Source organism: Pseudomonas wuhanensis, assembly GCF_030687395.1.
GTDB classification, from domain to species: Bacteria; Pseudomonadota; Gammaproteobacteria; order Pseudomonadales; family Pseudomonadaceae; genus Aquipseudomonas; species Aquipseudomonas wuhanensis.
In genome coordinates this window covers 2,108,048-2,120,847 of sequence record NZ_CP117430.1, presented here as the reverse complement: position 1 = coordinate 2,120,847, position 12,800 = coordinate 2,108,048, and the positions used below count along the sequence as shown (strand labels likewise).

Below are 12,800 nucleotides of genomic sequence, written 5' to 3'. Positions count from 1 at the left end.
TTAAAGGCAGGCTCAGAGGCGTTCGATGATGGTGGCAATGCCCATGCCGCCGCCGACACACAATGTCGCCAGGCCATAGCGCAGGCGCCGGGCTTCCAGTTCGTCGAGCAACGTGCCGAGAATCGCGCAGCCGGTGGCGCCGAGCGGGTGGCCCATGGCGATGGAGCCGCCGTTGACGTTGACCTTGTCGGGGTCGATGGCCATGTCCTTGATGAACTTGAGCACGACCGAGGCGAACGCTTCATTGACTTCGAACAGGTCGATGTCTTCGACCCGCAGCCCGGCCTTGGCCAGCGCCTTGCGAGTGGCCGGTGCCGGGCCGGTGAGCATGATGGTCGGGTCGGTGCTGGTGACCGCCGTGCCGACGATTCGCGCCCGTGGCTGCAAGCCCAACGCCCGACCCTTGGCCTCGGAGCCGATCAGCATCAGCGCCGCGCCATCGACGATCCCGGAACTGTTGCCCGGCGTGTGCACGTGGTTGATCCGCTCGATCTGGCTGTAAACCCGCAAGGCCGTGGCGTCGAAGCCCATTTGCCCGATCATTTCGAAGCTTGGCTTGAGCTTGCCCAGGCCTTCCATTGTCGATTCGGCGCGAATGAACTCATCGTGATCGAGCAGGATGATGCCGTTCTGGTCCTGCACCGGCACCAGCGACTTGTTGAACGAACCGTTCGCCCGCGCCCGTGCGGCCTTCTGTTGGGAGCGCAAGGCAAAGGCATCGACGTCCTGACGGCTGAAGCCTTCAATCGTGGCGATCAGGTCGGCACCCACGCCCTGGGGCGTGAAGTGGTTGTGCAAATTGGTTTCCGGGTCCAGCGCCCAAGCCCCGCCGTCGCTGCCCATGGGCACGCGGGACATCGACTCGACGCCACCGACCACCACCAGGTCTTCGAAGCCGGAACGCACTTTCATCGCGCCGAGGTTCACCGCTTCCAGCCCCGATGCGCAAAAGCGATTGAGCTGCATGCCGGCCACGCTGACGTCCCAATCGGCCACTTGCGTGGCGGTCTTGGCGATGTCAGAACCCTGGTCGCCGATGGGCGTCACGCAGCCGAGCACCACATCATCGACCTGACTGGTGTCCAGGGACGTGCGCTGCTGCAGCGCCGTCAGCAGTCCGGCCACCAGGTTCACTGGCTTGACGCTGTGCAAGGCGCCATTGGCCTTGCCTTTGCCACGGGGCGTGCGTAACGCGTCGAATATCAAAGCTTGGGTCATGACGTCCTCGAACCTGAAGGTGAATGAAACTCAAAAGATCGCAGCCTTCGGCAGCGCCTACAGGGGGCCGTGTGACCCTGATCTTTATGCCCTCACCTTATGCCGAGCAGCCGTGGATTCAATGACCACAGTGCTCATGTGCGTTGACGGTCACGCTCAGACGAACGGTAGTCTGCTATCGGATAAACCGATTCAAGTCACCAAGCTGTCTAGCAAACGGGCGCCCAAGAAGCTGGCCATAAGCCTCATGCTTTTTTAAAAGCGCAGAGTGCTCAGCACATACGAAATGGATCTAAGCCAATCGTGACGCGGGCCCTAAGGTAAACCTGTACGAAGTTGTCGTCGGGTTTTGCCGAGGCACTCGTTCTACAAGGAAGTGCAGCGCTCTGCCGTCATGGATATGTGCAGGCAGGCATCAGGAAATAACAAAAAAGGCGGTCAAGCCATGTTCAAGCATTCGAAAGTTCGTCAAGCCGGGCTCATTCTATTCGCCACTACACTGTTGTTGATTTTGCCGAACCTGACCAAGGTGATTGGCTGATCGGGCATCAGGGTTTTCATTTCGCCTGATAAAAAATGTGATTGGCTCGCTACCCGGGTCAGCGTGGCTGTGCCAACCTTTGCGCACTTCCACGACATGGACGGCGATCACTTGAAAGCGCTCATTCTATTTGGGGCCTTGCTGCTCAGCATGCCTCTGTCTGCCGCACAGCTGAGTCTGGAGCTAGGCGCGAGTTCTCGCACCTGGCAGACCGAGCAATTGCTCAAGCATCCTCAGGTTCAGACAATCACCATCACTAACGACGTTTCCTACAAACGGGACATGAGCTATCGCGCCGTGCCGTTGGCGGCGTTGCTGACGGGCATCAAGCCTGACGATCATCTGCAAGCCGTTGCCCTGGACGGTTTTGCCGCCGAACTGGCCGCCGCCCCGCTGCTCAATACCCAAGGCGCGCGGGCCTGGTTGGCGATTGAAGACCCGGCCCAGCCGTGGCCGCCGCTGTCAGAAGGCAAGCACAGTGCGGGGCCGTTTTATCTGGTCTGGACCGATCCACAAGCGGGCAATATCAGCCCCGAGCAATGGCCGTTCGAAGTAGCGAGCATCAAGCGCATGGCCCCGGTGGCCGAGCGCTTCCCTGCCCTGCTGCCCGATCCTGCGCTGAAGGCGGACGGTCCGGTGAACAAGGGCTTTGCGCTGTTTCAGAAGAACTGCCTGGCCTGTCATCGATTGAATGGCGCGGGGGATGCGCAGTTCGGGCCGGACCTGAATATTCCGTTCAACCCGACCGAGTACTTCGGCGCGGATTTCCTCAAGCGTTACATTCGAGATCCGCAGAGCTTGCGCCAGTGGCCGCAGGCGAAGATGCCGGCGTTCGCGACGACGGTGTTGCCGGAGGAGGATCTGGAATTGTTGGTGGGGTATTTGAAGCATATGGCGGGACGCAAAGTTAAGCCGTAACCGATCGTTCCCACGCTCTGCGTGGGAATGCAGCCCGGGACGCTCTGCGTCCCATCAAGAGCCGAACGCGGAGCGTCCGTGGAGGCATTCCCACGCAGAGCGTGGGAACGATCAGCGTGTAGGTTTACTGCTGCTGCACTGAGATCACCGGCGCAGGCGTCGGCGACACAAACACCTTCGCATGCATCTGCTCGCACCCACCGCCACGGCGCATGCCGCGCACCGGGCAGGCGTCGAGGTAGTCCAGGCCCACGGCCAGTTTCAGGTGACGCTCCGGGCGGGCCAGTTCGTTGGTCACGTCGAAGCTATACCAGGCGTCATCCAGCCAGGCTTCAGCCCAGGCGTGACTGGCCAGGTGTTCACTGTTCTCGCTGTACAAATACCCCGACACATAACGCGAGGGAATGCCCAGACTGCGAGCGCAGGCGAGAAACGCATGGGCGTGGTCCTGGCAGACCCCGGAACGCCCAGCGAAAGCCTGGGCGGCGCTGGTGTCTACTTCCGTGGAGCCCGGCGTGTAGGTCATGTGCTGGTTCAGGCCATGCATCAAATCGATCAGCGCCGTACGATCCCGGCGTTGTTTGCAGGCCTTCTCGGCGAATGCGCGCAGCGCTTCGTCGGCTTCGGTCAGGCGCGTGAAGCGCAGGAACGGCAGCGCCGACTGGCTTTCATGCTCGGCTTCGCGCAGTTCGTCGATATCCACCTGCCCTCGGGCGCCGATGATGATCGCTTCGTGAGGTTCATCCAGGGTGAGCACATGCAGAATGTTGCCGAATGGATCGAGTTGCGCGCGCACCGGGCGTGGCAAATCGAGCTGCCAGCTGAGCACGTGCTGGCGCTCGCTGTCATGAGGGGTCAATCGCAGGTACTGGATGCTCGCCCGCACCTGATCTTCATAGTGATAGGTGGTCTCGTGGCTAATGGAAAGTCTCATGCCGCCTCCAGGTAGGAACTGTGTATGGCGTTGCCCAACTGGCGCACCAGCGGGATGAACTCGGTCAGCCAGGCGTGCAGGCCTTCGTCGAGGATTTCGTTGATACCGGTGTAGCGCAGGCGCGCGTCCATTTCTGCCGCCAAACGTTGCGCGGGACGGCCGTTGGCCCCCGGCAATTGGGCGAGAATCTGGTCGATTTCTTCGGTGCAGGCCCGCAGGGAGCGCGGCACGTCGGCGCGCAGCAGCAACAACTCGGCCACATGCCGGGCGCCTGGGGCGTCGCGATAGATCTCGGTATAAGCCTCGAACGACGACAAGGCCCGTAGCAAGGCACTCCACTGGTAATAGGCGTGAGCCGTGCCGTCGCTGACTGCTTCAGCCTGATCGCCGGCCATTTCGTAACGGGCGTCGAGCAGGCGCAAGGTGTTGTCAGCCCTTTCGATAAAGGTGCCCAGACGAATGAACCGGAACGCGTCGTTACGCATGATGGTGCCGTAGGACGCGCCGCGGAACAGGTGGGAACGTTCCTTGATCCACTCACAGAAACGGCTCATGCCGTAGCGACTCAAGCCCTGCTCGGCGATTCCGCGAATTTCCAGCCAGGTAGCGTTGATGTTTTCCCACATGTCAGCGGTGATTCGCCCACGCACCGCATGGGCGCTGGCTCGCGCAGCACCGAGGCAGCTGTAGATGCTCGCCGGGTTGGCCGCATCCAAAGCGAAAAAGTGCAGCAGCCGTTCGGCATGCAGTTCGCCATGACGCTCCAGGTAATCGTCCAGAGTGCCGGTGATCAGCAACGGCATGGCGAGTTCGTGCAAGCCATCGCCACGACCGTCCTGAGGCATCAGTGACAGCGAATAACTGATGTCGAGCATCCGTGCGAGGTTTTCGGCCCGCTCCAGGTAACGCGACATCCAATACAGATCCGAGGCAGTTCTACTTAACATGGCAGGCTTCCTTCAATCCTCGACCACCCAGGTGTCCTTGGTTCCGCCGCCCTGGGAGGAATTCACCACCAGAGAGCCTTCGCGCAAGGCGACACGGGTCAAACCGCCGGGCACAACCCGGGTTTCGCGGCCAGACAATACAAACGGACGCAGGTCGATATGGCGTGGAGCGATGCCGTTTTCGACAAAGGTCGGACAGGTCGACAAAGACAACGTCGGTTGGGCGATGTACGCGTGGGGCTTGGCTTTGATCCGCTCGCGGAAAGATTCGATTTCCGCTGCCGTTGCCGCCGGCCCCACCAACATTCCGTAACCACCGGAGCCCTGGGTTTCCTTGACTACCAGCTCTGGAAGATTGGCCAGCACGTGGGACAGTTCAGAAGGATTACGACACTGCCATGTAGGCACATTCTTCAGAATCGGCTCTTCATCCAGGTAGAAACGAATCATGTCCGTGACGAAGGGGTACACCGACTTGTCGTCCGCGACCCCGGTGCCGATGGCATTCGCCAGCACCACGTTGCCGGAGCGATAGGACGACAGCAGTCCTGGCACGCCGAGCATCGAATCCGGGTTGAACGCCAGCGGATCGAGGAAGGCATCGTCGAGGCGCCGGTAGATCACGTCGACGGCTTTCGGCCCGTCCGTGGTGCGCATGAACACCTTGTCATCACGCACGAACAGGTCTGCGCCTTCCACCAGTTCAACGCCCATTTCCCGGGCCAGAAACGCATGCTCGAAAAACGCGCTGTTGAAGCGCCCCGGTGTCAGCACCACCACGCTCGGGTTGTCGAGCGGGCTGGAGCTTTTCAGGGTGTCCAGGAGCAAATTCGGATAGTGGTCGATCGGCGCAATGCGCTGGGCCGCAAACAACTCGGGGAACAGGCGCATCATCATCTTGCGGTCTTCGAGCATGTAGCTCACGCCGCTGGGGGTACGCAGGTTGTCTTCGAGCACGTAGTACGTGCCGTCGCCATCGCGCACCAGGTCGACGCCGGAAATGTGCGAATAGATATCGCGGTGCAGATCCAGGCCTTGCATCGCCAACTGGTATTGCTCGTTGGCCAGTACTTGCTCGGCCGGGATGATGCCGGCCTTGATGATGCGCTGCTCGTGATAGAGGTCGGCAAGGAACATGTTCAATGCCTTGACCCGCTGAATGCAGCCGCGCTCGACGACCCGCCATTCACTGGCGGGGATACTGCGGGGAATGGTGTCGAAGGGAATCAGGCGCTCTGTCCCCTGCTCATCACCATAGAGCGTGAATGTAATCCCGGCACGATGAAATAACAGATCGGCCTCGCGTCGCCGTTGTGCCAAAAGCTCGTCAGGCGTTTCGGCCAGCCAACGGGCAAACTCCCGATAATGCGGGCGGACCTGGCCGCCGGCATCGTACATCTCATCAAAATAGGTGCGGATCATGCCGTACTCCTTGTCACCCGGACATCCAAGCCTTCGCAAGGCCCGTGCCATCGGCATAAACGCTTTGATATCAATCAGTTGGATAACGGCGTCGCACCCGCCGCACCAATCCTGTGCGGTAAATGCCCCAACCTGATCGCCCCCGCTTCATGGCGAAGCAATGCTGTCGCCTATCAGCAGCATAGCCAGAGTTGATTTCACTGCCCGGGGGGCGATGCGGATAATCGGCGCATTCGCTGGAAACCTTATTGTTCTTCCCTTTTAGCCGCCTGTTCAGGTGGCTTTTTTTTTGTCCATTTGATCTTGCTTTTCATATAGCAAAAACGAAAACGGCCAACCCAAAGGTCAGCCGTTGCTGAGTGTTGTCACTGTTCATAAAGTTATGCGAGCAGCCCTCGTACCTCCTGTTTGACGCCCCATCCTTCGATGATACCGCCCAGAGGCTCGACCACCGCCTCGAAGTCCTGCTCAAAGTCGCCGATCCCGTCATAGGTGGCGTACATCACTTTGCTCAGTTCCAGATGCCACGCGCCGTCGTCCCTCACGCTGATCTGGGCATTCAAGGATTCACCACTGAAATGACCTGCCGCCCTGCGTGCCCGCTCCTCGTCCGGGAAAATGGCGTAGAACTCGATGGGATGGAATCGTGAAAAGTCGAAACCGCCTTCTTTCATGCGGCGCAGCACGCTGCTGCTGATGTCTTCTTGATAGGCTGTGCTCATGAAACGTCCCCCTCAGACTGATGGATAGACTTTCCGTATTCCCTGCACTTTCAACCGATTGGTGAGAGCGATACGGCAACAGAGGTTACCGACGGGAAACAAGCATGTAGCTGACAAGACCAGACCTTAGCGAGTCATTCGCTGATCTCGCTTGCAGAGTAGCCTCAAGACAGAGCTGCTGCCAAGGTCTGGTGAGTGATAGACAGGAAGATTCAGATTGGGGTGATGCTGCGGATTTCGATGCTGTACTGGGTTTTCAGGCTTTTGGCGCCTGCATCGGGGGTTCGCCCTTCCAGATCGTTCATGTCCAGTTCGGCGGCGACAGGAAGGAGTCGCTCCTTGATCAGTTGGGCAGCCTCATCGTCGCTGGGGCATTCGGCACGCTCGAAGACTTCATCGACAATTTCACCATGATCATCCACGAAAGTGATTTTCCACTTTTGCATCGGTGCCTCCTCGATAAAACCCATGGATGGGCTTACTTCTATCTGGACTTTTACCTTGAGTGATCGTTCAAACGGATTTACACCGCAAAGGTATGAAAAGTAGGTGCTCCGAGAATGCGGGTGGCAACGGACGGTTACCCGCACATGATGGCCAATCGACGTCACGCTATGGCCCGACCCAATCCTGTGGGAGCGTGGTTTGCCCGCGATGCGGATCGCTGCGGTGTATCTGACTGACCGTAGCGCCTGCATCGCGGGCAAACCACGCTCCCACAGGGTTCAGTATTGTTTGCGAGAAACCGATCAGATCCGCACATTGCCCCTTGGCCCGGCGATGGCCCAGATGATCAGGCCCAGGACCGGCAGCAGGAGGATCAATAGCACCCAGATGATTTTCATCCCGGTCTCGGCGCCACTTTTAAGCACGTTGATGATGGCCCAGATATCAAGGGCAAGAATAATCAGGCCAACCAGGCTGTTGAACGTGGAACCCATGGTGACGCTCCCGAAGAGTGGTATGCACTCTTAGGATAGTCGGGAGATGCAAGGGTTCCGTTTTATTACCGTCCTAGAGGGCTTCAGACGTGGATCGCCACTTTCAGGGCTTCCAGGGATGGCGCGGCGGCTATGCCGACTTCCGCGCACAATTCAAGAACCCGTGGCACGTCGTTACCGTAGACCAGCACCACTTGCAGTTCGTCGTCGAGCAACTGGCTGAAGTTCATCAGCGTGTAACCGCCGTTTTCCTTGTTCATGCTGCTCATCTGCACCTGAATGCGATTGAGCGCCGTGAGGGCTTCGGTCTTGGCCAGTTGCTTGGGTTTGATGTTGAAATCGACACCGGGGCCGAACGAAGCAACGATCTGCGCAAACAGGTCCATGTAGGTGTCAGCCTGGAACAGCACGGTTTCCGGCAGGCTGCCGACGACTACCCATTCGCCCAATGGGATCGGGAAGGTGTCGTCGTAGTTGATGTCCGGATTGGCCGTCAGAAAAGCCTCGGGATCGGCGTAGGCCTGAGCCGCTTCGTCAGCGACTTTCAGGATTTCGCCCTCGTCCATGCAGCCGGAGCTGATTTTGCTGATGAGTTCGACGAGTGCGGCTTTCATGAGGTGGATCCTGTAGCGAGGGAGATTTGAGGGCGCGAAGGATAACGTATTCGCAAACGGATTGCGGGACCAGGCACAAAAGCCCCGCAGCCACAGAGGTCAGGCCAGGAGCTTTTGCAATTGTGCGGTGGTATCCGCCGCGCCCATGGTTTTGGCCGCGTCCAGCGCGGACACACCGTTGGCATCCTTGGCTTTCGGATCGGCGCCTTTGCTGATCAGGTAGTCGATGATTTCGACGCGATTGAACATCGCCGCCATCATCAGCGCAGTGCGACCGTCGAAGGACGAACCTTCCACTTCAGCGCCACCCTCAACCAACGCCTTGACCACCGCCAGGTCACCTTTGAATGCCGCGCCGGCAATCGGGCTCTGGCCGTTGTCATTGCGGATTTCAGGATCAGCCTTGTGCTCGATAAGGACTTTTACCGTGTCGACATGGCCGTGGTACGCGGCCAACATCAACAGGGTATCGCCCTTGTGATTGCGCAGGTTCGGCGGCAGGCCCTTGGTCAGCAGCGCAGCCATCATGGCCGCATCGCCCTCGCGCGCTTTGTTGAACACCTGTTCGGCAAATTCAGCAGCCTCTTCGGGGGTCATCTGGCGGCTTTTGTCTGACATTGGGGACTCCACATTCGGTCAATCGGAAAGCCGATAGTTTCCCGAGCGGTCCGGAACCTGTCACTTCTTTTTTCTCATGGACGGCCATAGCTACGTTCAATAAGAGCCACATTCAATAGCGGTACCTGCCGCCGCGAATATCCGCCAGCACCTGCTCGGTGACTTGCACGTACGTCTGGGTGCCCGGCAACCAGGCGTAGATCGGGTCATCGCCGGTTTTGTTCGGGTCGAAGGCTTCGTCCTTGAGCCGCGTCTTCTGGTATTTGAAGGTCCCGGTGGTTTCCATTTTCACTTTCACCCGCAGGAAAAGTGGCACCGCGTAGGCAGGCATTTGCTGCCTGGCGAAAGCCAGCAACTCGCTGAAATCCAGGGTCGCCAGGGATTCAGCCGGCGTGATTGCCGCCATCCCGGCACGCCCATTGGTGTTGTGGATTTCCACGCCATAGGCCACCGCTTCGGCAATGTGCGGGTGTTGCAAGAGGATGTTTTCGACCTCGGTGGTCGAGACGTTTTCACCCTTCCAGCGGTAGGTGTCGCCCAAGCGATCGACAAACTGCGCGTGGCCAAAACCGATGTTGCGCAGCAGGTCACCGGTATTGAAATAACGGTCGCCCTTCTTGAACACGTCGTGGAGCACGACTTTTGCGGTTTTCTGCGGATCGGTGTAGCCGTCCAGCGGCGCCTTGTCGTCGATTCTTGCCAGCAGCAAACCCTGCTCGCCCTTGGCCACTTTGCGCATGAAGCCCTTGGCATCACGGGTGGGTGCGCCGCTGTCGTGGTCGTACGCCACCAACTCCCAGGACATCAGGGAAAAACCGATGGTGTTGTCGAAATTGAGGATGTTGGTGAAGCCGATATTGCCGTCGCTGGCGGCGTACAGCTCACAGATATGGTTAACGGCAAAACGCGTTTTGAACTCACGCCACGCGCCGGGGCGCAGCCCATTGCCGATCATCTTCGTCACGCTGTGCCGACTGTCGTCGACGCTGCGCGGTTGATCCACCAGGTAGCGGCACAATTCGCCGACATAACCGAGGGTGGTCGCCCGGTATTTGCGCACGTCGCTCCAGAACTGGCTGGCGCTGAACTTGCGGCGGATGGCAAACCCCGACGCCCCGCTGATTGCCGAGCCCCAGCACACGCAGAGCCCGGTGGCGTGGTACAGCGGCAAGGTGCAATAGACGACGTCCTGCGGCTGCATGTCCAGGGCAATCAACCCGAAGCTGGCGGAGCTGCGCATCCAGCGGCCGTGCTTGAACACCCCGGCCTTGGGCAACCCGGTGGTGCCCGAGGTGTAAATGTAGAAACAAGGATCGTCGAGAAAAACCTGCTGGCTGCTGACGGGGTTATCGCTGCACGCGTCGCAGCTGGCCGCCATCAGGTTGATGAAGCCATCGGGCGAATTGCCCGGATGGTGATAAGTGTCTTGATCGGCGACAAACCAGGTGCGCGCCGCCTCGATGGACACCCGCTCGCGGACCGCATTGAAAGCCGGCACCAGCTCTTCGCCGACCACGATCGCCACGGGCGCCACCAGGTTAAGGCTATGGGCCAGGGTATCGCGGGTCTGAGAGGTATTGAGCAAGGCGCTGATCGCGCCAACCTTGGCCACCGCCAATATCGTCACCAGCAGTTCCGGACGGTTTTCGATAAAGATCGCCACCACATCGCCCTTGCCGATGCCTTGGGCGATCAAGTGATGGGCGATGCGATTGGCCCACTGATTGACCTGTGCATAGGTGAGCGCCACCTCACCCTGCAGCAAGGCCGGGCCATCGGGATTACGCAATGTCGCCTGCTCGAAGCTCCAGCCGAGACCACACGGTTGGGTCGGGTCCTTGACGTTGGCGGCTTTCATGCCCTTCACCACCCGGGGAATGGCTTTGGCAATGGAAGGTAGCTTGCGGAGCATCATGCCCCAGGTAATCGTGTCGTTCAGCGTGCGGCTCATGGTGCTCCCGTTCGATCTTCTTATTGTCGGGTGGCGTTGATTGAAATCGAAAATACGTCAGCGGTTCTTGAGCTGTACACGCGGTTTTTGAAATGTTTTGTATCCGCAACTGAAGTGCTCGGACCGGAGATCGAAAAGCGGAACCCTGGCGTTGTGATTGGTTCCATCGAATCGATGGCGACCACGCAAAATGCAGGATGCACGATGGCCATTCATGCAGATTGCACGAAAGCACAAAACCGTCTAAAAACTAACTTGTTGATTTATATAATTTTTTTAAAAATCAGGCGCTGGCACAATCACTGCAACTACCTCTCCATGTTGCCCTTCAAGCACAAACGGAGCTGATAGACATGAGCCTGATCCAGGAAAAATTTTCGTCGCTGTTCTCCAACTTCGAAGTGACCACCCAGCCCCGGCCTGACGGCGGCATTCTGCTGACCCTGCGCAGTACCGACGGCAAAGTCTTCAAACGTTCGATTTCCTACCAGCAATTACATGCCGGCGATCAGCTGTCGTGGGTGATCAGCGCAATTCGCCGTGACATCGCCGAACAGGCCAGCGAACTGCCGCAGATCTCCATGCTGCAAAGCCAGCAACGGTTCGCCTTGCCGACCTATCACTCGGTTTAAATCCTGCGGTTGTGTAAATAAACGCGCTACAAACAAACAGGCCGTGAGCGCTTTCGCTTCACGGCCTGAGTTGTTTCTGCGGTTATGCAATCCCTGTTATGTGGTTTACAGGGCTGAAGGATTGATCCGCGCAAAGCTGTCGACGGTCACGTGCCCTGTCAGTTCCCCGCCCTCACGGGCCAGGCCACAGGTTGCCATTCCGGCTGCACGCGCGGCGTCCAACTCTTGAACGACGTCGGACAGAAACAGAACCTGCGAAGCATCAACGCCAATCCCCTGGGAAATGCGCTCGTAGGACTGCGCTTCACGCTTGGGCCCCGAGGTGGTGTCGAAATAGCCGCTGAACAGGGGCGACAAATCTCCCGCGTCCGAGCAGCCGAAGATCAGTTTTTGCGCCTGAATCGAGCCCGAGGAATACACAAACAGTTTGAAACCTTCCTGATGCCAGCGCTTGAGCGCTTCAACGGCGTCCGGGTACACGTGGCCTTTCAACTCCCCGGCCTGATAACCCTGCTCCCAGACCATCCCTTGCAACGCCTTGAGCGGCGTGGCCTTGCGGTCTTCGGCGATCCAGCCCAAGAGGATGTCGATGACCCGTTCGACATCGGCTTGCGGCTCACCGCCGTCACGCCGAACAGCGGCGAGCTGCTCGGCGACATCCGCGCGTCCGGCATTTTGGCGAACGAAATCCGGCAGGTGTTTAGCTGCGTAAGGAAACAGCACGTCGAACACAAAACTCACCGCGCTGGTGGTGCCTTCGATGTCGGTGAGAATTGCTTTGATCGGCATCGACTCAGTCCTCGAGACGCGGGAAGCGGCTGGCGATGTCATCGCCGGTGAAATTGGCCACCCAGCCTTCGGGGTTGTTGAACAGGCGGATCGCGACGAAATGCGGGTTTTCGCCCATGTCGAACCAGTGCGGCGTACCGGCAGGCACCGAGATCAGGTCATTTTTCTCGCAGAGCACGGCGTAGACGTAATCACCGATGTGCAGGGTGAACAAGCCACGTCCGGCGACGAAAAATCGTACTTCGTCTTCGCCATGACGGTGTTCATCGAGGAACTTGGCACGCAACTCGGTTTTTTGCGGGTGATCGCTGTTCAGGCTGATCACGTCGACGGTGATGTAACCGCGCTCGGTCATCAGCTTGTCGATTTGCTCCTGATACGCGGCGATCACTTCTTCCTGGCTGGCGCCGGGCTGGATTTTCGCCGTGGCTTGCCAACGGTCGAAGCGCACACCCTGTTCGGCCAGGGTCGAGGCGATGTCTTCGAGGTGGGTGAGTACTTTGTTCGGTATTTCGGGGCTGCTGACGTGGTAAACGGACAGGCTGCTCATCTG

General features: G+C 58.9%; 14 protein-coding genes. 2 read left to right on the top strand and 12 right to left on the bottom strand.

Features of this window, described 5'->3' with window-relative positions:
* Nucleotides 1-12: 12 nt before the first annotated feature.
* Nucleotides 13-1,218 carry an acetyl-CoA C-acetyltransferase gene (locus PSH88_RS09835; RefSeq protein ID WP_305426030.1) on the bottom strand — a complete coding sequence of 402 codons (1,206 nt, stop codon included), beginning with the start codon at nt 1,216-1,218 and terminating at the stop codon, nt 13-15.
* Nucleotides 1,219-1,855: 637 nt separating this feature from the next.
* Here PSH88_RS09835 and PSH88_RS09830 point away from each other — a divergent pair.
* Nucleotides 1,856-2,677, top strand: coding sequence for a c-type cytochrome (locus tag PSH88_RS09830; protein WP_305426965.1), 822 nt, complete (start codon nt 1,856-1,858; stop codon nt 2,675-2,677).
* A 124-nt stretch (nt 2,678-2,801) separates the two neighbouring features.
* Here the strand turns inward: PSH88_RS09830 and PSH88_RS09825 are convergent, their stop codons facing one another.
* The 9 genes from PSH88_RS09825 to PSH88_RS09785 all read right to left on the bottom strand — a co-directional run bounded on the left by PSH88_RS09825 (nt 2,802) and on the right by PSH88_RS09785 (nt 10,826).
* The gene (locus PSH88_RS09825) at nt 2,802-3,611 is read right to left on the bottom strand and encodes a transglutaminase family protein (RefSeq protein WP_305426028.1); all 810 of its coding nucleotides are present in this window, start codon (nt 3,609-3,611) and stop codon (nt 2,802-2,804) included.
* Entirely contained in the window at nt 3,608-4,558 is a 951-nt protein-coding gene (locus tag PSH88_RS09820) for an alpha-E domain-containing protein (protein ID WP_047531601.1), read from the bottom strand. Before PSH88_RS09820 ends, PSH88_RS09825 begins: the two co-directional genes overlap by 4 nt.
* Before the next feature lie 12 nt (nt 4,559-4,570).
* A complete protein-coding gene (locus tag PSH88_RS09815; protein WP_105339690.1) occupies nt 4,571-5,980 on the bottom strand; it encodes a circularly permuted type 2 ATP-grasp protein in 1,410 nt (469 codons plus the stop codon).
* 380 nt (nt 5,981-6,360) lie between these two features.
* Nucleotides 6,361-6,702, bottom strand: coding sequence for a ribonuclease E inhibitor RraB (locus PSH88_RS09810; RefSeq protein ID WP_008005633.1), 342 nt, complete (start codon nt 6,700-6,702; stop codon nt 6,361-6,363).
* 212 nt (nt 6,703-6,914) lie between these two features.
* Nucleotides 6,915-7,148, bottom strand: coding sequence for a hypothetical protein (locus tag PSH88_RS09805; protein WP_305426026.1), 234 nt, complete (start codon nt 7,146-7,148; stop codon nt 6,915-6,917).
* 303 nt (nt 7,149-7,451) lie between these two features.
* Nucleotides 7,452-7,643 carry a PLDc N-terminal domain-containing protein gene (locus PSH88_RS09800; RefSeq protein WP_007902193.1) on the bottom strand — a complete coding sequence of 64 codons (192 nt, stop codon included), beginning with the start codon at nt 7,641-7,643 and terminating at the stop codon, nt 7,452-7,454.
* Nucleotides 7,644-7,726: 83 nt separating this feature from the next.
* Nucleotides 7,727-8,257 (bottom strand): hypothetical protein, encoded by a 531-nt coding sequence (locus PSH88_RS09795; RefSeq protein WP_305426024.1) that lies wholly within the window; start codon nt 8,255-8,257, stop codon nt 7,727-7,729.
* A 99-nt stretch (nt 8,258-8,356) separates the two neighbouring features.
* Nucleotides 8,357-8,875 carry an ankyrin repeat domain-containing protein gene (locus tag PSH88_RS09790; RefSeq protein ID WP_305426023.1) on the bottom strand — a complete coding sequence of 173 codons (519 nt, stop codon included), beginning with the start codon at nt 8,873-8,875 and terminating at the stop codon, nt 8,357-8,359.
* A gap of 112 nt (nt 8,876-8,987) precedes the next feature.
* Complete coding sequence (locus tag PSH88_RS09785) at nt 8,988-10,826, bottom strand: long-chain-acyl-CoA synthetase (protein ID WP_305426022.1); 1,839 nt, start codon at nt 10,824-10,826, stop codon at nt 8,988-8,990.
* Nucleotides 10,827-11,179: 353 nt separating this feature from the next.
* Here PSH88_RS09785 and PSH88_RS09780 point away from each other — a divergent pair, with 353 nt between their 5' ends.
* Nucleotides 11,180-11,458, top strand: coding sequence for a DUF3509 domain-containing protein (locus PSH88_RS09780; RefSeq protein WP_008005638.1), 279 nt, complete (start codon nt 11,180-11,182; stop codon nt 11,456-11,458).
* A 105-nt stretch (nt 11,459-11,563) separates the two neighbouring features.
* On the opposite strand, the gene mtnC is transcribed toward PSH88_RS09780, so the two are convergent.
* Nucleotides 11,564-12,247, bottom strand: coding sequence for an acireductone synthase (mtnC, locus tag PSH88_RS09775; RefSeq protein ID WP_305426021.1), 684 nt, complete (start codon nt 12,245-12,247; stop codon nt 11,564-11,566).
* A 4-nt stretch (nt 12,248-12,251) separates the two neighbouring features.
* Nucleotides 12,252-12,797 carry a 1,2-dihydroxy-3-keto-5-methylthiopentene dioxygenase gene (locus PSH88_RS09770; RefSeq protein WP_305426019.1) on the bottom strand — a complete coding sequence of 182 codons (546 nt, stop codon included), beginning with the start codon at nt 12,795-12,797 and terminating at the stop codon, nt 12,252-12,254.
* Nucleotides 12,798-12,800: the final 3 nt, after the last annotated feature.